Annotated in this window: 18 protein-coding genes and 1 pseudogene; 11 read left to right on the top strand and 8 right to left on the bottom strand. The window is 68.2% G+C overall.

The genetic code is table 11. From position 1 onward, the window contains the following. Position 1: 1 nt before the first annotated feature. The 9 genes from ACQCSY_RS06570 to ACQCSY_RS06530 all read left to right on the top strand — a co-directional run bounded on the left by ACQCSY_RS06570 (position 2) and on the right by ACQCSY_RS06530 (position 9,228). Entirely contained in the window at positions 2–874 is an 873-nt protein-coding gene (locus ACQCSY_RS06570; protein WP_427134198.1) for a substrate-binding periplasmic protein, read from the top strand. Positions 875–1,005: 131 nt separating this feature from the next. Then, positions 1,006–1,911: a dihydrodipicolinate synthase family protein gene (locus ACQCSY_RS06565; protein ID WP_427134196.1), complete on the top strand. Its 906-nt coding sequence runs from the start codon at positions 1,006–1,008 to the stop codon at positions 1,909–1,911. A gap of 83 nt (positions 1,912–1,994) precedes the next feature. Next, the gene (locus tag ACQCSY_RS06560; protein WP_427134194.1) at positions 1,995–2,996 is read left to right on the top strand and encodes a proline racemase family protein; all 1,002 of its coding nucleotides are present in this window, start codon (positions 1,995–1,997) and stop codon (positions 2,994–2,996) included. A 241-nt stretch (positions 2,997–3,237) separates the two neighbouring features. Further along, the gene (locus ACQCSY_RS06555) at positions 3,238–3,945 is read left to right on the top strand and encodes an ornithine cyclodeaminase family protein (RefSeq protein ID WP_427135713.1); all 708 of its coding nucleotides are present in this window, start codon (positions 3,238–3,240) and stop codon (positions 3,943–3,945) included. Beyond that, positions 3,942–4,670, top strand: coding sequence for a GntR family transcriptional regulator (locus ACQCSY_RS06550; protein WP_427134192.1), 729 nt, complete (start codon positions 3,942–3,944; stop codon positions 4,668–4,670). The genes ACQCSY_RS06555 and ACQCSY_RS06550 overlap by 4 nt, the downstream gene beginning before the upstream one ends. Further along, positions 4,667–5,866, top strand: a complete 1,200-nt coding sequence (locus ACQCSY_RS06545; protein ID WP_427134190.1) for an NAD(P)/FAD-dependent oxidoreductase — start codon at positions 4,667–4,669, stop codon at positions 5,864–5,866. Before ACQCSY_RS06550 ends, ACQCSY_RS06545 begins: the two co-directional genes overlap by 4 nt. Continuing rightward, positions 5,863–6,198 carry a (2Fe-2S)-binding protein gene (locus tag ACQCSY_RS06540; protein ID WP_427134188.1) on the top strand — a complete coding sequence of 112 codons (336 nt, stop codon included), beginning with the start codon at positions 5,863–5,865 and terminating at the stop codon, positions 6,196–6,198. The genes ACQCSY_RS06545 and ACQCSY_RS06540 overlap by 4 nt, the downstream gene beginning before the upstream one ends. Then, a complete protein-coding gene (locus tag ACQCSY_RS06535) occupies positions 6,195–7,718 on the top strand; it encodes an NAD(P)/FAD-dependent oxidoreductase (RefSeq protein WP_427134186.1) in 1,524 nt (507 codons plus the stop codon). Before ACQCSY_RS06540 ends, ACQCSY_RS06535 begins: the two co-directional genes overlap by 4 nt. Positions 7,719–7,743: 25 nt before the next feature. Next, positions 7,744–9,228 (top strand): aldehyde dehydrogenase (NADP(+)), encoded by a 1,485-nt coding sequence (locus ACQCSY_RS06530; protein WP_427134184.1) that lies wholly within the window; start codon positions 7,744–7,746, stop codon positions 9,226–9,228. Between the two features lie 210 nt (positions 9,229–9,438). On the opposite strand, the gene aceB is transcribed toward ACQCSY_RS06530, so the two are convergent. Together aceB and aceA are read right to left on the bottom strand one after the other, a co-directional pair. Beyond that, the gene (gene aceB, locus ACQCSY_RS06525) at positions 9,439–11,103 is read right to left on the bottom strand and encodes a malate synthase A (RefSeq protein ID WP_427134182.1); all 1,665 of its coding nucleotides are present in this window, start codon (positions 11,101–11,103) and stop codon (positions 9,439–9,441) included. A gap of 98 nt (positions 11,104–11,201) precedes the next feature. Further along, the gene (gene aceA, locus ACQCSY_RS06520) at positions 11,202–12,518 is read right to left on the bottom strand and encodes an isocitrate lyase (RefSeq protein ID WP_427134181.1); all 1,317 of its coding nucleotides are present in this window, start codon (positions 12,516–12,518) and stop codon (positions 11,202–11,204) included. 143 nt (positions 12,519–12,661) lie between these two features. Between aceA and ACQCSY_RS06515 the strand changes: the two genes are divergently transcribed. Then, positions 12,662–14,176 carry a helix-turn-helix domain-containing protein gene (locus tag ACQCSY_RS06515; RefSeq protein ID WP_427134179.1) on the top strand — a complete coding sequence of 505 codons (1,515 nt, stop codon included), beginning with the start codon at positions 12,662–12,664 and terminating at the stop codon, positions 14,174–14,176. 28 nt (positions 14,177–14,204) lie between these two features. Here ACQCSY_RS06515 and ACQCSY_RS06510 read toward each other — a convergent pair whose 3' ends face one another. Next, positions 14,205–14,972, bottom strand: a complete 768-nt coding sequence (locus tag ACQCSY_RS06510) for a hypothetical protein (RefSeq protein ID WP_427134177.1) — start codon at positions 14,970–14,972, stop codon at positions 14,205–14,207. Between the two features lie 97 nt (positions 14,973–15,069). Between ACQCSY_RS06510 and ACQCSY_RS06505 the strand changes: the two are divergent. Further along, positions 15,070–15,789, top strand: a pseudogene (locus ACQCSY_RS06505) (MFS transporter); the annotation flags it as partial. A gap of 104 nt (positions 15,790–15,893) precedes the next feature. Here ACQCSY_RS06505 and ACQCSY_RS06500 read toward each other — a convergent pair. The 5 genes from ACQCSY_RS06500 to ACQCSY_RS06480 form a co-directional block, all read right to left on the bottom strand. Continuing rightward, a complete protein-coding gene (locus tag ACQCSY_RS06500; RefSeq protein ID WP_427134175.1) occupies positions 15,894–16,832 on the bottom strand; it encodes a type IV toxin-antitoxin system AbiEi family antitoxin domain-containing protein in 939 nt (312 codons plus the stop codon). Positions 16,833–16,973: 141 nt separating this feature from the next. Then, entirely contained in the window at positions 16,974–18,272 is a 1,299-nt protein-coding gene (gene tgt / locus ACQCSY_RS06495; protein ID WP_427134173.1) for a tRNA guanosine(34) transglycosylase Tgt, read from the bottom strand. Positions 18,273–18,305: 33 nt separating this feature from the next. Beyond that, complete coding sequence (locus ACQCSY_RS06490) at positions 18,306–19,031, bottom strand: SRPBCC domain-containing protein (RefSeq protein WP_427134172.1); 726 nt, start codon at positions 19,029–19,031, stop codon at positions 18,306–18,308. Between the two features lie 49 nt (positions 19,032–19,080). Next, positions 19,081–20,076, bottom strand: a complete 996-nt coding sequence (locus ACQCSY_RS06485) for a DUF6707 family protein (RefSeq protein WP_427134170.1) — start codon at positions 20,074–20,076, stop codon at positions 19,081–19,083. A 142-nt stretch (positions 20,077–20,218) separates the two neighbouring features. Next, positions 20,219–20,758 (bottom strand): NUDIX hydrolase family protein, encoded by a 540-nt coding sequence (locus tag ACQCSY_RS06480; protein WP_427134168.1) that lies wholly within the window; start codon positions 20,756–20,758, stop codon positions 20,219–20,221. Positions 20,759–20,774: the final 16 nt, after the last annotated feature.

Below are 20,774 nucleotides of genomic sequence, written 5' to 3'. Positions count from 1 at the left end.
CATGAACATTCACCGACTCAAGGGCGCAGGCATGCTGACGGCCACCGCGATCGCCCTCGGCCTCGGCCTGACGGCCTGCGGCGGATCGTCGGACGCGAGCACAACGTCGTGCACGCCGAAGCATCCCGGGATCCAGACCGTCGCCCCGGGCAAGCTCACTGTCGGCGTCATCGACATCCCGCCGTTCAGCAGCTACAACAGCGGCAAGCCCAACGGCATCGACATCGCGATTGCGAACAAGATCGCCAAGGACGAGTGTCTCGAGCCGGCCTATCAGCAAGCCACCTATGCGGATGCTGTCCAGTCCATCTCCGGCGGCAACATCGACCTGGCAGTCGGCACGATCGATGCGACCGAGAAACGCCTTAAGGCCGTGGACTTCTCCGCCTCCACGTACTTGGACGGCATGGGCATCGTGTCCAAGACCGGGGCCACCACCGTCACGGACCTCGAGAAGATGGGCAAGGTCGGCACGATCGACGGCTACCTGTGGGTCGAGGACCTCAAGAAGATCCTGGGCGACCGCCTCGTCACCTACCCGAGCAGTGTCGAGCTCAAGGCCGACTTCGACGCCGGCCGCCTCGACGCGGACGTCGACGCCTACGGCGTCCAGGTGCTCCAGTTCAAGGGTGCTGCCGGCATCACTGTGGCTCTCTCGAACGAAAAGCCGGACCCGCGCGTTCGCGCAATCGCCAACGCCCCCGAGGCTGCCTTCCCGATGACCAAGGGCAACACGAGCCTCCGCGAGGCCCTCGACGCCGGCATCACCGCACAGCGCGCGGACGGGACAATCACCAAGCTCCTGACCGACGCGGGACTGTCCGAGGGGCTTGGGAACGTCGCCCCGAAGCAGTACGTGGTTCCCGCTAGCTGACTCTCTGGTGCCGGGCTTCGGCCCGGCACCCCTTAAGCGATCTGTGCAATGTCACATGGTAAACTGGCTGTGAGGCACCTCACGGCAGCACAACGAGGGCGCCACGCGTGCCCGACCGAAAGGACCCGATCATGACCGAAACCCGCAAGCCCTGGCATGGAGTGCTCGTCGCAACGGCCCTGCCGTTCAAGGACGACCTGAGCATTGACTACGACGCCTACGCCGAGGATATCCGGTTCCTGGCCAATGCCGGCTGCCACGGCGTTGCCCCCAACGGCTCACTGGGTGAGTACCAGACCCTCAGCGAGGAGGAACGCGCCCGCGTCATCACGACGGCGGTCGAGGCGGCCCCCGAGGGCTTTACCGTCATGGCCGGCGTTGGCGCGTACGGCGGTCTGCAGACACAGAAGTGGGCCGAGCAGGCCGCCGAGGCCGGCGCCGGCGCACTCATGCTGCTCCCCCCGAACGCCTACCGGGCCAACGATGACGAGGTGGTGGACCATTACCGCCGGGCCGCCGCAGTCGGCCTGCCCATCGTGGCCTACAACAACCCCATCGACACCAAAGTGGACCTGACCCCGCAGCTCATCGCCCGTCTCCACGGCGAGGGCCTCATTGTAGGCGTCAAGGAATTCACCGGGGATGTGCGCCGCGCCTACGAGATCAAGGAGCTTGCTCCCGAGGTGGACCTGCTCATCGGCACGGACGACACCGTCGTCGAGATGGGCCTGGCCGGTGCCGTCGGCTGGGTGGCCGGCTACCCGAACGCGATTCCGGAGTCCACCCTCGAGCTCTACCGGCTCTCCACTTCCGGCGACGTCGCGGACCTCGAGCGCGCACGCGAGATCTACCGGGACCTGCACTCGCTGCTGCGCTGGGACAGCAAGACCGAGTTCGTCCAGGCGATCAAGCTGTCCATGGACGTCGTGGGCCTGCGCGGTGGCGCCTGCCGGCCGCCTCGCGGACCACTCGCCCCCGCGGTGCGCGACGCCGTCGTCCGCGACACCGAGGCGGCCCTCGCCAAGGGCTACAAGTAACCTCAACTCCAAGCCCGGGGTCCCGGTGCGGCGCTGCACGCCGCACCGGGACCCCGACACCACCGGAACCACAGGAGCACTCGATGAGAACCAACCGCATCTTCCACGCCGTGGAATCGCACACCGAGGGCATGCCCACGCGCGTCATCACGGGCGGGATCGGGACGATCCCCGGCGCCACGATGGCGGAGCGCCGCCTGTGGTTCATGGAGCACAGCGACTGGATCCGCACCCTGCTCATGACCGAGCCGCGCGGCCACGCGTCCATGAGCGGGGCCATCCTCCAGCCGCCAACCCGCCCGGACGCGGACTTCGGCGTCCTCTTCATCGAGGTCTCCGGGCTGCTGCCTATGTGCGGCCACGGAACCATCGGCGTCGCGACGGTCCTGGTCGAGACCGGCATGGTTGAGGTCGTCGAGCCGGTCACGACCGTACGGCTCGACACACCGGCCGGCCTCGTGATTGCCGAGGTGGCCGTCGAGGACGGCCGGGCCGCCTCGGTCACCCTGCGCAACGTTGCGTCCTTTGCCGACCGCCTCGACGCGACCGTCGAGGTGCCCGGCTGGGGCACCGTGGCCTACGACCTCGCCTTCGGCGGGAACTTCTATGCGATCGTGGACCTGGACAGCCTCGGCCTGCCGTTCGAGCGTTCGCGCAAGGACGAGCTGCTCAAGGCCGGCCTCGCCATCATGGACGCGATCAACGCCGCCGACGAACCAGTGCACCCCGAGCGTGCGGACATTCGCGGCTGTCACCACGTCTACCTCAAGGCCCCCGGCTCCACGGCCGAGCTCTCGCGCCACGCCATGGCCATCCATCCCGGTTGGTTCGACCGTTCCCCCTGCGGCACCGGCACAAGCGCCCGGATGGCGCAGCTCCACGCGCGCGGCGAGCTGGCCCTGGGCGCCGATTTCGTCAACGAGTCCTACATCGGTTCGCGCTTCATCGGCCGGCTTGTCGAGGAGACCGAGGTGGCTGGCCGTCCGGCCGTCGTCCCCACCGTGACTGGGCGGGCGTGGCTGACCGGCACCGCGCAGTACTTCCTCGACCCCACCGACCCCTTCCCCGCGGGGTTCCTGCTGTGAACCTTCCCTACTTCGATGCGGCGGCCGTGCGCGCGGCCGCCCCGTGGATGACGGCGGTCGCGGCCCTCGAGCGCGCGCTTCTGGACGGCGTGGACCCTGAGGAGGACAGCCCGCGGCTCTTCAGCCCGGCCCCGGGAGGCGAGTTCCTGCTCATGCCCGCGGTGGGCCGCAGCTACAGCGGCGTCAAGGCGCTCACCGTGGCCCCCGGCAACCCGGCAACCCGGCGCGCGGGCTCGAGAAGATCCAAGGCGTCTACCTGCTCGTCGACTCCGACACCCTGTCCCCGCTTGCCACGATGGACGGCAACGAACTCACCGCTGTCCGCACGCCGGCCACGACGCTCCTGGCCGTCCAGCACATCCTGGCGGCAGCGCCCGGCGGCGCCCCGGAGGCCCCCCGCGTGCTCGTGTTCGGCGCGGGCGTTCAGGCGCTGAACCACCTCCGGGCGGCCCACGCCATGCTCCCGGGCGCCAGCTTCGCCGTCGTCGGCCAGCGCCCCGAGCGCGTGAAGGCGCTCGTCGCACAGCTGGCCTCCGAGGGCATCCAGGTCCGTCCCGGAGGCGCCGCCGAGGTGCCTGACGCGGACGTCGTTCTCTGCACGACCTCCTCGCGCACGCCGCTCTTCGACGGCGGCCTCGTCGCCCCGGGCGGCGTGATCGCCGCGGTGGGCCAGCACGGGCTGGACGCACGCGAAGTCGACGACGCCCTCGTGCTGCGCAGCGACGTCGTGGTGGAGGGCCGTTCCTCGGCCTGGCGCGAAGCCGGGGACCTCATCCCGGCCCGCAGCGTCGAGGAGTGGGAGGACATCCGTCCGGCCAATCTGCGTGAGCTCGTCGGCGGCGGGCTCAAGCGCACGCCCGGCCGGCCGTGCCTGTACGCAGGTGTGGGCATGGCATGGGAGGACCTCGTGACGGCGGCCGTGGTGTATGAAGGAGGCACCAGACCATGACGCCCGCACTAGGAGTGCTCACCTTGCCAGCCAACAACAAGCTTCCGATCGCCCCGCTCGGCCGCCAGCGCAGCCTCCGCGAGTCCGTCACCGAATTTCTGCGCGCCGCGATCATCGCCGGCACGCTCGAGGAGGGCACCCTCTACTCGGCTCCCGCCCTTGGTGCGGCCTTCGGAGTCTCCGCCACGCCCGTGCGCGAGGCGATGATGGATCTGACCCGCGAGGGCCTGGTCGAGACCGTGAAGAACAAGGGCTTCCGGGTCACGAGCATGAGCGACCGCGAGCTCGACGAGATCACCGAGATCCGGCTGCTCATCGAGCCGCCCGTTGTGGCCGCCGTCGCCGGCGCCATCCCGAGCGCGGGCATCGCCGGGCTGCGCTCGCTGGCGGACGGCATCGTCGAGGCAGCACGCGAGGGGGACCTGGCCGCCTACCTTGCCGCAGACCGTGACTTCCACGCCGAGCTGCTTCGCTACTCCGGCAACAACCAGCTCGTCGAACTCGCCACCGGGCTGCGCACGCGCACCCGGATGTACGGCCTCAAGACCCTCAGCGAGAGCAACCGTCTTGCCGACTCGGCCCAGGAGCACCACGAGCTCCTCGACCTCGTGGAATCCGGCGACGCGGACGCCGCCCGCGAGCTCATGCGCCGCCACATCGGCCACGCCCGCGGCCTCTGGGCCACCGGCGAGCACGAAACACCACCCCAGGAGCAACAGCCATGAACGCACCCAGCGACGTCCTCGTCATCGGTGCCGGGGTCATCGGCGCGGCCGCGGCCTACTTCGCCGCGCAGCAGGGCTTGAACGTGACCGTCCTCGACAAGGGCCTGCCGGCCAGCGGCACGTCGTCCGCATGCGAGGGGAACATCCTTGTCTCGGACAAGGAGCTCGGCCCCGAGCTCGAGCTCATGCGCTTCTCCCTGGGGGTCTGGCACGGGGACCTCGGCGAGCATAAGCGGCTCTGGGAGTTCGAGTCCAAGGGCGGGATCATCGTGGCATCGCGCGAGAGCAGCCTTGCCTCCCTGAACCGCGTCATGGCCGTCCAGGCCGGTTTCGGCGTCACGGTCGAGGAGCTGGACCGCGAAGCGCTACGGGATGCCGAGCCGAACATTTCTCCCGAGGCACTTGGCGGCGCGATTTACCCCGAGGACTGCCAGGTCCAGCCCATGCTCGTCGCGGCCCACCTTGTCCGGCTCGCCGCCGAGGCCGGGGCCCGCTTCATCGCCGACACCCCGGTGACCGGTTTCCTGCGCAGCGGCGACCGGGTCACCGGCGTCCGGACCCCCCGCGGAGACTTCTCCGCAGGGGCAGTCGTGAACTGCACCGGCACCTGGGCGGGCGAGCTCGCCGCCCTTGCCGGGGTCAGCGTCCCGGTCCTGCCCCGGCGCGGCTTCGTCATGGTCACCGAGCCGCTCCCGCCCATGGTCCACCACAAGGTCTACGCGGCCGAGTACATCGACAACGTCGGCAGCTCCGACGCCGGGCTGCAGGCCTCGCCCGTGGTCGAGGGCACCCCCAGCGGCACCATTCTCATCGGCTCGACGCGCGAACGGGTGGGCTTCGACCGCACCGTGAGCACCAACGCGCTGCGCCTGCTGGCCCGCAACGCCACCGCACTGTTCCCTTTCCTGGAGCACGTCAAGGCCATCCGGCATTACCACGGCTTCCGCCCGTACTGTCCGGACCACCTGCCGGTGATCGGCCACGACGAGCGCGCGCCCGGACTGTGGCACGCCGCCGGCCACGAGGGCGCCGGGATCGGCCTCTCCGCCGGGACCGGCAAACTCCTGGCACAGGCGCTGGCCGGCCTGTCCCCGGAACTCGACCTCTCCCCGTTCGCCCCGGTCCGCTTCGGCGAGCCGGCGGACCACACCCCAACCCACCCCACTCTGGAGCACCGCGAGGAGGCCACCGCATGAGTACCCCGGCACGAGACACCGCCAACGCGCCAGCAGGCGCCGCCAAGCGCGCCAGCCAGCCCGACGTCGTCACCGTGAGCTTCGACGGCCGCCTTCTCGAGGCGGCCCCGGGCCAGAGCGTCGGCGCGGCGTTGGTAACCCAGGGCATCACGGCCTGGCGCAGCACGCGCAAGGGAGCGCGGCCGCGGGGGCTCTTCTGCGGCATCGGGGTGTGCTTCGACTGCCTCGTCACGGTCGACGGCGCGCCCAATCAGCGCGCATGCCTCGTCGAAGTGCGCGGGGGCATGCAGATCGAGGGCTCGTGCCCGCAGGAGCAGGGAGGCCGGGCATGAGCCGCGCCGGGAGCGTCAGCGCCGAGCCGATCAGCGCCGACGTCGCCGTCGTGGGCGCCGGACCCGCAGGGCTGGCCGCCGCGGTGGCGGCCGCCGAGGCCGGGGCAGCCGTCGCCCTCGTGGACGCCGGTGCCCAGCCGGGCGGCCAGTTCTGGCGGCACCGGCCGGAGACCGTGGTGCCCCAGCCCGACGGCCGCGGGCACCACGGCTGGCACAGCTACCTCGACCTCCGCGCCCGCTTCGACGCCGAGCTCCGCCGCGGGCGGATCACCTACCTTCCCGGGCTCCAGGTGTGGATGCCGCAGCGGGACGAGGCCGGCTTCATCCTGCGCACGACGCCCGCCGTTGCGGGGGCCGTGTCCGGGAACGACGACAACCGCGCACGCACCGTCGTCGCACGCCGTCTCGTGCTTTGCCCCGGCGGCTACGACCGCCAGTTGCCGGTTCCCGGTTGGGAGCTTCCCGGCGTCATGGCGGCCGGCGGCATCCAGGCGTTCATCAAAGGCAACGGGGCGCTGCCCGGGCGGCGCTTCGTCGTCGCCGGCACGGGCCCGTTCCTGCTGCCGGTGGCGGCCGGCATCGCCGAAGCCGGCGGGCAGGTCCTCGCCGTGCTTGAATCGTCCTCCCCGGCGGCCTGGCTGCCGCACTTGCGCGCGGCCGCGGGCGTGCCGGAGAAGGCTCTCGAGGGCGCGGAATACGGCGTCGTATTCGTCCGGCAGCGCATCCCGTACCGCACTCGCAGCGTCGTCACAGAAGTCCTCGGCGCGGACCGGGCCTCCGGCGTGCGCACGGCCAAGGTCGACGCCGACGGCCGGGTCCGGCCCGGCACGGAACGGGTCTATGAGGACGTGGACGTGGTCGGCTTCGGCTGGGGATTCACGCCGCAGATGGAGCTGCCCGTGGCCCTTGGGGTCGAGACCCGCCTTGACGCCGACGGCTCCCTTGTCGGCGTCGTCGATGAGCGCCAGGAGTCCAGTGTCCCCGGCCTGTTCCTTGCAGGCGAGGTCACCGGCGTCGGCGGCGCCACCCTTGGCGTGCTCGAGGGCCTTGCTGCGGGCGCTGCGGCGGCCCGGGAGCCTGGAACAGGGAACACCGCCGCGCCGTCCCAGGCACGCACCGCCGCCCGGCACCGGCGCTTCGCCGAGGCCATGCACCGGGCCCATCCGGTGCCCGCCGCCTGGCAGGAATGGCTCGCCCCGGAAACCACCGTGTGCCGCTGCGAGGAGGTCACGGCCGGCCAGATCACGGATGCCCGGGAGAGCCTCGGCGGCCGAGACGCCCGGAGCCTCAAGTCCTTCACCCGCGCCGGGATGGGCTGGTGCCAGGGCCGCGTGTGCGGCTTCGCGGCGGCCTGCCTCGGGGCCGGGCCCGGTGCCTCGCCCGGCGTCGAGTCCCTGTCCGGTGCCGCCAAGCGTCCCCTCGCCGGCCCCGTCAGCATCGGCGAGCTCGCCAGCCTCGAAGACCTCGAAACGCCTGTCACGCTCGAACCCACTGTGTCGCTCAAAGCCTCAGACCACTAAACCCTCTCCCGGAAGGAGACCGCGCATGAGTGCGATCGCCCAGACCACCCCCGGCACCCTGCCGCCCACCACCGACGCCGAGCTTGGGCGGCTCCTCGCCGCCGCCCATGCAGCTGCGCGGCCGCTTGCGGCCCTGCAGCCCGCCCGGCGCGCCCTGCTGCTCGACGCCGTCGCCGACGCCCTCGACGGCTCCGCCGACCAGCTGCTCCCCGCGGCCCAGCGCGAGACCCGGCTGGCCGAGGCGCGGTTGCGGGGCGAGCTGGCCCGCACAACCTTCCAGCTGCGGCTCTTTGGCGAGGCGCTGCGCGACGGCGGCTATCTCGACGCCCGCATCGACCACGCCGATGCCGACTGGCCCATGGGGGCGCCACGGCCCGAGCTGCGCCGCGTACTGATTCCCGTGGGACCGGTGGTGGTGTTCGCCGCCAGCAACTTCCCCTTCGCGTTCTCCGTGGCCGGCGGCGACACGGCCTCGGCCCTCGCCGCGGGCAGCCCCGTGCTGCTCAAGGCCCATTCAGGGCACCCCGAGCTTTCGCGGCTCACAGCCGAGGTTGTAGTCTCGGCGCTCGCCGCGGCCGGCGCTCCCGAAGGGACGTTCGCGCTCATCGCCGGCACCGCCGCCGGGGCCGCCGCCCTGCGCGACCCGCGGATCAAGGCCGGCGCGTTCACCGGCTCCATCCCCGGCGGCCGCGCCCTGTTCGACATCGCGAGCTCGCGGCCCGAGCCGATCCCCTTTTATGGCGAGCTGGGCAGCAACAACCCGGTCTTCGTCACGAAGGCCGCGGCCGCGGAGCGCGGTGCGGAGATCGCCGAAGGCTTCGTCTCATCGTTCACCCTCGGTGCCGGCCAGTTCTGCACCAAGCCCGGCACGCTGCTCGTCCCGGCCGGATCCGGCATCGTGGAGGCGCTGCGCGCCGCCGCACTGCCGCCCGCCGCGCCCCTGCTCAATGAACGGATCCAGTCCGGCTACGCCGAGGTCCTGCAGAGCCTGCAGGGCAACCCTCGCCTCGAGGTGCTGGCACAGGGCGCCGAGCCGCTGGCCGACCCGCCCAGCCCCACCCTCCTGCTCACCACCGCCGCGGACATGCTCGCCGAGCCGCATGCGCTCCAGGCCGAGTGCTTCGGCCCCACCGCCGTGGTGGTGGCGTACGACGACGAGTCCCAGCTCGAGGGAATCGCAGAGAGCTTCGAGGGGCAGCTGACTGCGACCCTCCACGGCACCGACTCCTGCCAGGCGGCCGGCCTCGTGGAGATCCTCGCGCGCAAGGCCGGGCGGGTGCTCTGGAACCAGTGGCCCACCGGTGTCTCGGTCACCTACGCGCAGCAGCACGGCGGTCCCTACCCGGCGACGACGGCCGCCGGAAGCACCTCCGTGGGCACCGCCGCGATCGAGCGCTTCCTGCGGCCCGTCGCCTACCAGGGCTTCCCGCAGCACTTGCTGCCCGAGGCCCTGCGCGAGGAGAACCCGCTCGGTGTGCCGCGCCTCGTGGATGGCCGGCGGGAGGGGTAAGGGGTAGCCGCTTCGGGGCCGTCTTGTCCCTGCTCATCCTTCGCACGTCGAGGTGACAGTTAAGGCCCATGTTCTAGAAGAACATGGGCCTTAACTGTCACCTCGACGCCGTTGTCGATGGAGGGTGTTCCGCCGCCGGGCTGCCGCCCCGGATCTCGGGGTGCCTGTTGCGAAGGGCATGGCAGCCCAGCTGACGGAATTCTTGCGTGGCTACGCCGGCACGAGTGCGGGGTCCTCGGTGGCGACGTCGCCGCCGTCGCGCGCCTCATGGAGGAAGCGGTCGTAGGCGGGCAGTGTCAGGAATGCCGGGAACCCGGTGCTGAGCGTGACTTCCTCGAAGATGTCCCGCGCGTCGGCGAAACGGTCCCCTTCGAAGCGTTCCAGCTTGGCGAACTCCTCATCGAGCATGTCCTCCACCCATTCGCGGGTGATGACGTCGCCGTGGTCCGTGATGGCCCGGGCGAAGATCCACTGCCACAGCTGCGAGCGGGAGATCTCCGCGGTGGCGGCGTCCTCCATCAGGTTGTGGATGGCCACGGCGCCGTTGCCGCGCAGCCAGGACTCGATGTAGCGGATGCCCACTTCGATGTTGTTCCGGATGCCCTGTTCGGTGATCGTGCCGGTGGTGGAGGAGATGTCGAGCAGCGCGCGGTCGTCGGGGGTGACGTCCTCGCGGAGGCGGTCCAGCTGGTTCGGGCGGTCGCCGAGGACGCCGTCGAACACCTCGCGGCACACCGGAACCAGGTCCGGGTGGGCCACCCAGGAGCCGTCAAAGCCGTCGCCGGCCTCGCGGGTCTTGTCCGCACGGACCTTCTCGAAGGCGATCGCGTTGGCGTCCTGGTCCTTGCGGTTGGGGACGGCCGCGGCCATCCCGCCGATCGCCATGGCGCCGCGCTTGTGGCAGGCCCGCACCAGCTGTTCGGTGTAGGCGCGCATGAACGGCTGCGTCATGGTGACCTGGCTGCGGTCCGGGAGGACGAACCGGGGGCCGCGGGTGCGGAAGTTCTTGATCAGGGAGAAGATGTAGTCCCAGCGGCCGGCGTTCAGGCCCGCGGCGTGGTCGCGCAGCTCGTAGAGGATCTCCTCCATCTCGAACGCGGCCGTGATGGTCTCGATCAGCACGGTGGCGCGGATGGTGCCCTGCGGGATGCCGAGCAGGTCCTGGGCCAGGATGAAGATGTCGTTCCACAGCCGGGCCTCGAGGTGGTTCTCGATTTTCGGCAGGTAGAAGTACGGCCCCTTGCCCTGGGCGATCAGGCGGCGGGCGTTGTGGAAGAAGTACAGTCCGAAGTCCACGATCCCGCCGGCAATCGGCGTGCCGTCGATGAGCATGTGCTTCTCCGGCAGGTGCCAGCCGCGGGGCCGGACCACGATCGTGGGCAGGTCCTCGGCCGCGCGCAGCTTGTACTCCTTGCCCTCCGGGGAGGTGAAGTCGATGCGCCGCTCCAGCGCGTCCGTCAGGTTCAGCTGTCCCTGGATGACGTTGCGCCACGAAGGGGTGGAGGAGTCTTCCATGTCCGCCAGCCACACCTTGGCGCCGGAGTTCAGCGCATTGATGGTCATCTTGCGGTCCACCGGGCCGGTGATTTCGACGCGGCGGTCCTCCAGGCCCGGGGCCGGGGGAGCGACGTGCCAGCTCGGATCGTTGCGGACGGACTCGGTCTCGCGGAGGAAACGCGGATCCTGGCCCTTGCTGATCTGGTTGCGGCGCTCCTGGCGGGCCTGCAGCAATTCCAGCCGGCGGCCTGCGGTGGCCTTGTGCAGCTGGGCGATGAACTGCAGCGCATCCGGGGTCAGGACCTCGTTCTGCCGGCAGATGGGCTGGGCGGTCAGCGTGATCCCGTTGATGGTGAAGTTGTCAGTGAAGCTGTTCATGGGAGTGTCTCCTAGAAAATCCTCCGTTGACCTATCACTTTTGGTCCCCAAAGGCGGCCAATGACGACCAAAAGTGATAGGGCAACAGGGAGGGAAGTTTAGTGGAACTGGCCTGCTTCGGTGGATCCCACCAGGGCCAGCGTGGATGCGTTCGGGTTGAGCGCGGTAGCGATGTCGTCGAAGTAGCCGGTGCCGACTTCGCGCTGGTGCTTGGTCGCGGTGTAGCCGCGGGACTCGGAGGCGAATTCCTTCTCCTGCAGCTCGACGTAGGCGCTCATGCCTTCACGGGCGTAGCCGTGGGCGAGGTCGAACATCGAGTAGTTCAGGGCGTGGAAGCCGGCCAGGGTGATGAACTGGAAGGTGAAGCCCATGGCGCCGAGTTCACGCTGGAACTTGGCGATCGTGGCGTCGTCCAGGTGCTTGCGCCAGTTGAACGACGGCGAGCAGTTGTACGAGAGCATCTGGTCGGGGAACTCGGCCTTTACGGACTCGGCGAACTTGCGGGCCAGTTCCAGGTCCGGGGTGCCGGTCTCCATCCAGATGAGGTCGGAGTACGGGGCGTAGGCCTTGGCACGGGCAATGCAGGGTTCGATCCCGTTGCGGACCTTGTAGAAGCCTTCAGGGGTGCGCTCGCCGGTGACGAACTCCTGGTCCCGCTCGTCGACGTCGGAGGTGATGAGGGTGGCCGCCTCGGCATCGGTGCGGGCGATGATGACGGACGGCGTGCCGGCGACGTCGGCGGCCAGGCGGGCCGCGTTCAGCGTGCGGACGTGCTGCTGGGTGGGGATCAGGACCTTGCCGCCGAGGTGGCCGCACTTCTTCTCCGAAGCGAGCTGGTCCTCCCAGTGCACACCGGCGGCGCCGGCCTGGATCATGGACTTCATCAGCTCGTAGGCGTTCAGCGGTCCGCCGAAGCCGGCCTCGGCGTCGGCAATGATCGGCACCATCCAGTCCTCGACGGTCTGGATGCCTTCGGAGAATTCGATCTGGTCGGCGCGGAGGAGGGCGTTGTTGATGCGGCGGACGACGGTCGGAACGGAGTTCGCCGGGTAGAGGGACTGGTCCGGGTAGGTGTGGCCGGAGTTGTTGGCGTCGGCGGCAACCTGCCAGCCGGAGAGGTAGATGGCGCGCAGGCCGGCCTTGACCTGCTGCACGGCCTGGTTGCCGGTCAGGGCGCCGAGGGCGTTGGTGTACTTGCCTTCCTTGTGCTCTTCGGTGAGCTGCTTCCACAGCTTCTCGGAGCCGCGGCGGGCCAGCGTGTGTTCCTCGGAGACGCGGCCGCGGAGGCGGACGACGTCGGACGCTTTGTAGTCCCGGGTGACACCTTCCCAACGCGGGTTGGATGCCCACTCGAGCTCCAGGGCGGCGGCCTGCTCTTCGGGCGTCTGCTGGGTGGGCTCAAATGCTGCAGTCATCTTTGTCTCCTTGGTTGTGCCCGGGGCCGGCCTTGTCTGCGACTCTGCAGTTGGGGCCGGCCGATCCGGAGCGGTGCTTCTTTCCGTAAGATCTACTTTTCTGCACTTTCAAGAGGGTTACTAGGCCAAAACCGTAGAAAGAAATGCACTTCTTCGCGTATGCTCAAGAAATGCACTCCGCCAGTTGGAACCGCCAAGCATCGTCCCCGTCGTCCTCGCCCGCCGCACCGGAAGTGGACGTCATCAGCATGGGGCGCCGTGTGCGCCACCTGCGCAAGGCGGCCGGGCTCACGCTCGATGGCCTGAGTGCCGCCGTCGGGACGGCCCCGAGTCAGCTGAGCCTGATCGAAAACGGCAAGCGCGAGCCGAAACTGGGACTGCTCCAGCAGCTCGCGGGGGCGCTCGGAGTCAGCATCGACGAGCTGTTGGGGGCGGAGCCGCCCAACCGTCGCGCGGCGCTGGAGATCGAGCTGGAACGCTACCAGCGCAGCCCCATCTATGAGTCGCTCAAGCTTCCCAAGATCCGCATCAGCTCGCGGCTGCCGATGGACGTGCTGGAGTCCATGGTGGGCCTTCAGCATGAGCTGGAGCGAAGGCTGAACGAGCAGATCGCGACGCCGGAGGAGGCCCGGCGGGCCAACGGCGAACTGCGTGCCATGATGCGTGAGCGGAACAACTACTTCCCGGAGTACGAGGCCGAGGCGCAGAAGGTCCTCGCGTCCGTGGGGCACACCAGCGGGCCGCTGTCCCATCACGTCATCTCGGACATCGCCGGGCACCTTGGTTTCAGCCTGCACCACGTTGGCGATCTGCCGCATTCCACCCGCTCCGTGACCGATCTTAAGAACCGCCGAATTTATCTCACCCAGAATGTGCGGAGCGACCATGACCCCCGCTCGGTGTTGCTGCAGGCTCTGGGGCACTATGTCCTGGGCCACCAGACTCCCCATAACTACGGGGACTTCCTGATGCAGCGCGTGGCCACGAACTACTTCGCCGCAGCTCTCATGCTTCCGGAGCAGGCCACCGTGGAGTTCCTGCAGAAGGCCAAGCAGGCGAAGGAAATCGCCGTGGAGGACATCCGGGACGCCTTTGCCGTGTCCTATGAAACCGCCGCGCACCGCTTCACCAACCTGGCCACCCAGCATCTGGACATCCGCACGCACTTCCAGAAGACGCACAAGAGCGGCATCATCTACAAGGCCTATGAGAACGACGGCGTGACCTTTCCCCAGGACCACACGGGCGCCATCGAGGGCCAGTTCTCGTGCCGGAACTGGACATCCAGGGTGGTGTTCGATGTGGCGGACAAGTTCAGCGCGTACAACCAGTACACCGACACCCCGGCCGGGACGTACTGGTGCACGGCCCGGACGGAGCGATCGGCCAACGGCGAATTTTCACTCTCCGTGGGCGTCCCCTATGCGCAGGTGAAGTGGTTCCGCGGCCGGGACACCACGGAGCGGTCCAAGTCCACCTGTCCGGACGAAAGCTGCTGCAAGCGGCCCCCGGCGGCCCTGGCCTCGGAGTGGGCCGGCAACGCCTGGCCCTCCGCCCGGGCGCACTCGCACCTGCTGGCCGCCATGCCGCCGGGCGCATTCCCCGGAGTTGACGAAACCGAGGTCTACTCGTTCCTGCAGGCGCACTCGGGCAGCTGAGGGTTCGGCTCCACGGCGGCGGGCAAGGTCATTTCAGGAATTCCAGGGCAAGCCCGTGGTTTGTTCGCCATTCTCGGGCCTCTTTGATCGCCTTTTTGGCTTCACGACGCGGTAATTTCTCTACGCCGGAAGACCAGGATGACTGCAGTAGCACCCAGCGTGTGTGTGCTTGGTCGTGATTTAGCTGTCTAAGATTCAGGACAAGTCGGCGTACCGGATTCCAAGCCTGGGGGAGTAGGGTGCGCTTCTGGAGAATTCCCCGCGCGCAAGCATACTGAACCCCGCCTACAAGAAAAACCGTAACCAAGGCCGGCACGTAAGGCGTCCGGAGTGTCGCTGCAGTGCCGGCTACAAACAGGATTGGAACGCTGAGGGCTAGCGATTTGGATGCGTGTGATGTTCCCTTGCGTCCTTGGTTCTCTACTTTCAAGGCCAGCAGGGCCAAGCCGACAGATGCGGCCAATCCGGTCAGTCCCACAACAAAAACATAGAGTCCCAATCCGATTGCGAAACGAGCGTATCGGGGATCGGACCAGAACTCGTAACCGGGATTCACCACCAGCGTCGCGAAAACCGTAAAAAGCGTGGCGAGGGCGACGATCGATGACCAGTGGCCTGCGATTCGCAGAGGCAGAAAGCGGTTCGCTGCTGGGCTGTGAATCGGTTGCCCCCAGCGGTGTCTCCATGCTTGTTCAAGACGCCCAGCTTGGTAAATGACCTCGGCGAGCTGCCATTTCCTTTGAATTCCTTGAAGTCCGAAAAAAGTACCTGTGGGCCCCGCGAGAAGAAGAATCAACCAATGGATCAGAGAAGTTCCAACGATCGCAGCAGCCTGTCGCTCCCAGTCAGTCTCACCGGCGTGTAGAGCCAGCCAGATCGTTGCGCGGTACGGTGCCGTTGCCGCGGCCGTGGCCGGCGAAGCTCAGCCGGGCACCATGAAGCTGCTGTTCACCAGACACTTCAAGGCCCTCATGATGTGCATCGGCGTCACGCTCGGCGGCACGGTCGCCTTCTACACGTACACCAACTTCATCCTGAAGTTCATGAACGATACGTCCGGCATCGCCAAGACGGACACCTCGGTGATCAACTTCTGGGCACTGTTCATCTTCATGCTGCTCCAGCCGGTCTACGGGATCATCTCGGACAAGGTGGGCCGCAAGCCGCTGCTGCTCTGGTTCGGCATCACCGGTGTCCTGTTCACCTGGCCGCTGCTCTCCACCCTGTCGGGTACCAAGGATCCGTTCACCGCCTTCCTGCTCATGATGGGCGGGCTCCTGATCGTCGGCGGCTACACCTCCATCAACGCCCTCGTGAAGGCGGAGCTGTTCCCGGCCTCCATCCGCGCCCTCGGCGTCGGACTCGGCTACGCGATCGGCAACTCGCTGTTCGGCGGCACCGTTCCGCTGATCGGCGCGGCGCTGCAGAAGGCCGGCCAGGAGGAGCTGTTCTTCACCTACGTCACAGCGGCCATTGGCGTCTCGCTGCTGGTCTACATCTTCGCGCTGAAGAACAAGAAGTCCACCCACCTGGACCACGAACAGGGCCACGCCTGGGAGCCGTCCGCGACTGGATCCGGCAAGGACGGCGACAAGGACCTCATCGACGCCTAGGGTTCCTGGCCAGTACGTCGACCCCCGCCGTTTCGACGGTTCCGTGCCCACTCGACGCTACGCAGCGTCGAGCCGGCAGGGAACCGTCGAAATGGCGCAAGTCGTCAGCCACCGGAGCCGCGGCCTAGAGCTCGGAGGACCCGGTACTTGAAGTCGACCTCGTTGAACAGGTCCTTCCACTCGATCCTGATGAACGTCCAACCCTGCTCCATCAGTGCCTTCTCGCGGCGCCTTTCGGCGAACAGGACCTCGTTGGTGGGCCGGTAGTCGAAGTACTTGGTCTTGCCATCGAACTCAAGGGCCACCTTTCTCGCGGGCCACGCAAAGTCCAGCCGGTGATCGCCCAGAGGGGTGCGCACGACGTACTGGAGCTCGGGCGGCTCGATCTTGAGCCTGTGCAACAGCTCCCGCGTTAGGCTCTCCCCGGCCGACTCGGAGCGCGGATCCGCCAGTTCCAAGGCGCGGCGCAGGGCCACCACACCGTTGCGTCCTGTCAAGGTGGAGCAGCGGTTCCGAAGAACGGATAGGTCGGCGCCCAAACGGCATGCATGGTCCACCAGGATTACGGCTTGCCGGATCGTGAACATCAGGCAGCAGTCCACCACCGTCCGTTCCAGTGAGGTGCAGGGCAGGCCTTCCACGAAACACACCTCCCGGCTGCCCAAGCGTCGGGTGTGGGCGACGACGTCGCGCCCGTGGGAGATCGGGGACGGACAGCTGACTTGCGTCAGATGGATACGGTCGTCGACGTTCCACAGGTGGAGACGATGCAGGCTGGCACCCGAGGTGTGGCTGTAGGCAGAGCCGCCTGTCGACGTCGTAAGCGTTCCGAGGGCGTGCGCGAAGATCAGCTGCCGATGGCGGGCGGCAGCGCTCAAGCCCGACCACCAGCTTCCGCGGGCGTAGCAGCCACGGCGCAGACGGATGAGCGTCCCGGCCTGCACCAACTGTTGAATGGCCCGTGGGTTCAGCCCGGATTCCAGGAGCTGATCCGTGCGCCAGAAATCAGTGGACGCGGGGAGTTCAGTGGCGTGGGGGTTCATGCCCCCAGCATTGGGCGCGCACTCACCGCCGCACAGAGACCCGCGCGCCCATGTGGACAACGCCGTTTCGACGGTTCCGGGCCCGCTAGACGATGCTGAGCGTCGAGGGCGCAGTGAACCATCGAATCGGCGGCAGCCGGCTTAGGAGTAGTACTGTGCCAGGGTCTCGGCCTTGAAGTCGAAGAAGTTTCCGGCCTCGATGGCCAGCCGGGCATCGTCCACCATTTTCACCACAAAGCGCTCGTTGTGGATGGAGATCAGTGTGGCGGAGACCATCTCCTTGGCCTTGAACAGGTGGTGGATGTACGCCCGCGAGTAGTTGGTGCAGGCGTAGCAGTCGCAGCCTTCCTGCAGCGGGCCGAAGTCGCGCTTGTACTTGGCGCCGGAGAGGTTGTAACGGCCGGTGGGCGTGTAGAACGCCGAGTTGCGGGCCACCCTGGTGGGGGAGACACAGTCGAAGGTGTCGGCGCCGTTCTCGATCGCCGTGAAGATGTCGTCCGGCTCGGAAATGCCCAGCAGGTGCCGGGGCTTGTTCTCCGGAAGTTCCTCGTTGCACCAGCGCACGATCGTGCCCAGGTTCTCCTTTTCCAGCGCCCCGCCGATCCCGAAGCCGTCGAAGTTCATGGCGCCGAGGTCGCGGCAGGCCTTGCGGCGCAGGTCCTCATACTGGGCGCCCTGGATGACCCCGAACAGCGCCTGATACGGCTTGCCGACGCGCTCCGACGTCAGCCGGAAGTGCTCGGTGATGCAGCGTTCGGCCCAGCGCCGGGTGCGTTCCAAGGCCTCCTCCTGGTAGCCGCGGGAGTTCTGCAGCGTGGTCAGCTCGTCGAAGGCGAACATGATGTCCGCGCCGATCCGGTGCTGGACGTTCATGGAGATCTCGGGGCTGAACCGGTGCCGGTCGCCGTTGAGGTGGCTCTTGAACCACACGCCTTCCTCGTCCACATGGGCCAGGCGTTCCTTGCCGGGGGCGACGGCGTCATCCGGCCCGGAATGATCCACGGATTTCATGTCGATGACCTTCTTGAAGCCTGAGCCCAGGCTCATCACCTGGAATCCGCCGGAGTCGGTGAAGGTGGGGCCGCGCCAGTTCATGAAGGCGCCCAGGCCGCCGGCCTCGTCCAGGATCTCCGCGCCGGGCTGCAGGTACAGGTGGTAGGCGTTGGCCAGTACGGCCTGCGCGCCGAGCTCGGCGATGGATTCGGGCAGCACGGACTTGACCGTGGCCTTGGTGCCGACAGCGATGAACGCCGGCGTCTGGATCTCGCCGTGCGGGGTGGTGATGGTGCCGGTGCGGCCCAGGAACTCCCCGCCGTTGGCGGCGAGCTGCCCGGCCGACGGAGAGCAGCTTTCGCTCAGGCGTTTGCCCACACGGAAGGAGAACTCGGACTGCAGGGCTGGCTGGCGGGGTGAGGCTGGTGGTTCAGGATTGGCTGGCACCGTTCAAGTGTGCCAGCTAACACCGCCCGGGCCTTAGTACAGGGGATCCGATGTGGGGTAGTTCTCAGCCCGCCACTTGTCCCAGTAGCTGCGGACCGACTCCAGCGTGTGGGCGCCCAGATCGTAGGTGGAAACGATGGCGAGGGAGCCGCCTTCGGGCCGGATGTCCGGGATGGCGGGCTGGTCGGCCACGATCACGAGGCCCTCCCCGTGCTCGGCGTAGCTGTGGACGGTCAGGCCCACCTGGTGGTTGCTGCGGAACCACACCTTGCCGGAGATTTCCTCGCCGGTGGCCAGGGTGAGCGAGTACGGTTCGCCGGGGGCCGGCATACTGCTGAGCCCGAGCTTCTCGATCGCGGATCCGTCGGTGCCGGGCACCGAGAAAAAGTAGGTCCGCCGCTTTCCGTGGGGGTGCCGTTCCAGAGCGAAGCGGAGCTGCTGGAGGAAGGTCAGCCAGCCCTGGGTGATGTCCTCGTCCCAGGCGGCCCACTCGGAATTGTGGTCGATGGCGGCCCGGGTGACGCTGACTTCCGTGCCCGTGGGGACCGGTTTCAGGCTGAAGACGTCCCCGCCGTCGACCACCAGCGAGGTATGGTCCGCGCCTTCGACCACATTGGGGCTGAAGTAGATCTCATTGATCTCGGCCGCCTGGTCATCGGCTTGCCAGCCGTGCCACTCGGCCACTTTGGAGGGTTCGCGCAGCATGGTCCAAACTTGCTGCGCGTCGGAGTTGATCACAACGCTCAGATTGTTCGTCATGGGCTGAATCTACAACGCCCGGCGGCGACGGGGTAGGCCCGGAGGACTCTCAGGCGCGGACGGATTCCAGTTCGTTGCCGATCCTGCGATCGAGCTCAAGCGCGCCGATGGTTTCGGAGCCGCCGTGGGCGCGCAGGAACAGCAGCGCCTCGAGCCGCAGGAGCCGCCAATCGCGTTCCGCGTCCGGGTTCGAGTTGTCGATCGAACGGAAGATTTCCTTGTCGTACAGGTTCGGCTCGTTGAGCGAACGCTGGCGCACCTTGGCGTTGATCCTGGCCTTAAACGGGTCGGTTTCCATGGCGTCTGGCGTGCGGAGGAACTTCTCGTAGAGGGCGGCGCGTTCGTCCTGCCCCAGCTGGCGGCAGATGTAGCTGGACAGCGCCAGGGACGCCTCCACCGAGGCCCAGCGGCCGGGGTTGCCGTCGAAAGGCAGGACGTTGAGCAGGTCCGCGACGGCGAGGGCGTTCTCGGCGTCCTTGAGGATGATGAACAGCTCATGCGCCAGATCGCTGAGGTCCTTGAGGCAGCTGCCGGATTTGGTGTTGATGCCCTTAGCCAGCCGCTCGCTGAGCAGCAGCACACCGACGGCGCCCGGGTGCGCCTCGGCCACCGCTTCCACCACGGATTCCGGCGTGCCTTCGGGGGAGGGGATGAGCGCCAGGTCTTCTTCGCTGGGGCCGCTTGCGGCGGGCGGCGAAGCGGGCAGGGGAGGAACGACGACGGCGGGAGCGGACGGTGCGGGCTCCTCGCCGTCGTCGGGGGTGACATCTGAGGGGGCGTTGCCGGGAAGGGCGGCAGGATCGGACGGAGCGCTGACTGGCTCAGCCGCCGTGATCCTGACCGTGGAGCCGGCGGCAATCCGGAGCACGCCGCCGCCGGTGAGGGTCGCCAGGACCATGGCGGGGGTGCCGAAATCGTCGGTTTCGACGTCCACCCGCTGGATTTCGGCGGAGCGGTTTCCGTCGGGCAGGAGCAGGTGGTCGCCGGCCTGCAGAGTTCCAGCCTGCTGTTCGCTGTAGTTCCGGGAGGCTGGGGGGTGGGTCATCTGGAGTCCTTAAATTCTCTTGCTGTCCGCCCAACAGTCTACAAAGGCGGGCGCGCGAAGTCGGGGAGGCAGCGGAACCCTCGAGCGTCCCGGGGCCTCGCCCGGGGCTTCGCCGGTGGCGGCCCGGGCGCCCCGGCGGGACCTAGTTGCCGACGCCCGCGAAGGCCAGCGCCTGCCGGATCAGGGCGCCGCGGCCTCCGCTGAATTCAAGCTGCACGTCCGAGCTCATGACTTCCTGCGGCGTCATCCAGGTCAGCTCGAGGGCGTCCTGCCGCGGGGTGCATTCGCCGGTGACGGGGATGATGTAGGCCAGGGCCACGGCGTGCTGGCGGTCATCGGTGAAGCCCGTCTGGGACGGGGCGGGGAAGTATTCGGCCACGGTGAACGGCACCGGGCTGATGGGCAGCTGCGGGAACGCCAGCGGGCCGAGGTCCTTCTCCATGTGGCGGAGCAGCGCGGCGCGGATGGTCTCGCGGTAGAGAACCCGGCCGGAAACCAGGGAGCGGACCATGGTGCCGTCTTCGTCGGCCTGCAGCAGGGTGCCGACCTCGTTCACGAACCCGAGCGGATCCAGCCGGACCGGAACGGCCTCGACATAGACCATCGGCAGCCGGCCGCGCGCCTCAAACAGGTCGTCGTCGGAGAGCCAGCCGGGATTCGGGTCAGGAGTGCGTACGTTCATGGTTAAGTTCTACCCC

This window comes from Pseudarthrobacter sp. S9, from assembly GCF_050156545.1.
Taxonomy (GTDB): Bacteria; Actinomycetota; Actinomycetes; order Actinomycetales; family Micrococcaceae; genus Arthrobacter.
This window is presented reverse-complemented; position numbering and strand designations above follow the sequence as displayed.

Excerpts from the sequence above, each read along its gene's own strand:
- ACQCSY_RS06570 (WP_427134198.1), top strand. The coding sequence starts at position 2 with ATGAACATTCACCGACTCAAGGGCGCAGGCATGCTGACGGCCACCGCG.
- ACQCSY_RS06565 (WP_427134196.1), top strand. The coding sequence starts at position 1,006 with ATGACCGAAACCCGCAAGCCCTGGCATGGAGTGCTCGTCGCAACGGCC.
- ACQCSY_RS06560 (WP_427134194.1), top strand. The coding sequence starts at position 1,995 with ATGAGAACCAACCGCATCTTCCACGCCGTGGAATCGCACACCGAGGGC.
- ACQCSY_RS06550 (WP_427134192.1), top strand. The coding sequence starts at position 3,942 with ATGACGCCCGCACTAGGAGTGCTCACCTTGCCAGCCAACAACAAGCTT.
- ACQCSY_RS06545 (WP_427134190.1), top strand. The coding sequence starts at position 4,667 with ATGAACGCACCCAGCGACGTCCTCGTCATCGGTGCCGGGGTCATCGGC.
- ACQCSY_RS06540 (WP_427134188.1), top strand. The coding sequence starts at position 5,863 with ATGAGTACCCCGGCACGAGACACCGCCAACGCGCCAGCAGGCGCCGCC.
- ACQCSY_RS06535 (WP_427134186.1), top strand. The coding sequence starts at position 6,195 with ATGAGCCGCGCCGGGAGCGTCAGCGCCGAGCCGATCAGCGCCGACGTC.
- ACQCSY_RS06530 (WP_427134184.1), top strand. The coding sequence starts at position 7,744 with ATGAGTGCGATCGCCCAGACCACCCCCGGCACCCTGCCGCCCACCACC.
- aceB (WP_427134182.1), bottom strand. The coding sequence starts at position 11,103 with ATGAACAGCTTCACTGACAACTTCACCATCAACGGGATCACGCTGACC.
- aceA (WP_427134181.1), bottom strand. The coding sequence starts at position 12,518 with ATGACTGCAGCATTTGAGCCCACCCAGCAGACGCCCGAAGAGCAGGCC.
- ACQCSY_RS06515 (WP_427134179.1), top strand. The coding sequence starts at position 12,662 with ATGCACTTCTTCGCGTATGCTCAAGAAATGCACTCCGCCAGTTGGAAC.
- ACQCSY_RS06500 (WP_427134175.1), bottom strand. The coding sequence starts at position 16,832 with ATGAACCCCCACGCCACTGAACTCCCCGCGTCCACTGATTTCTGGCGC.
- ACQCSY_RS06490 (WP_427134172.1), bottom strand. The coding sequence starts at position 19,031 with ATGACGAACAATCTGAGCGTTGTGATCAACTCCGACGCGCAGCAAGTT.
- ACQCSY_RS06485 (WP_427134170.1), bottom strand. The coding sequence starts at position 20,076 with ATGACCCACCCCCCAGCCTCCCGGAACTACAGCGAACAGCAGGCTGGA.
- ACQCSY_RS06480 (WP_427134168.1), bottom strand. The coding sequence starts at position 20,758 with ATGAACGTACGCACTCCTGACCCGAATCCCGGCTGGCTCTCCGACGAC.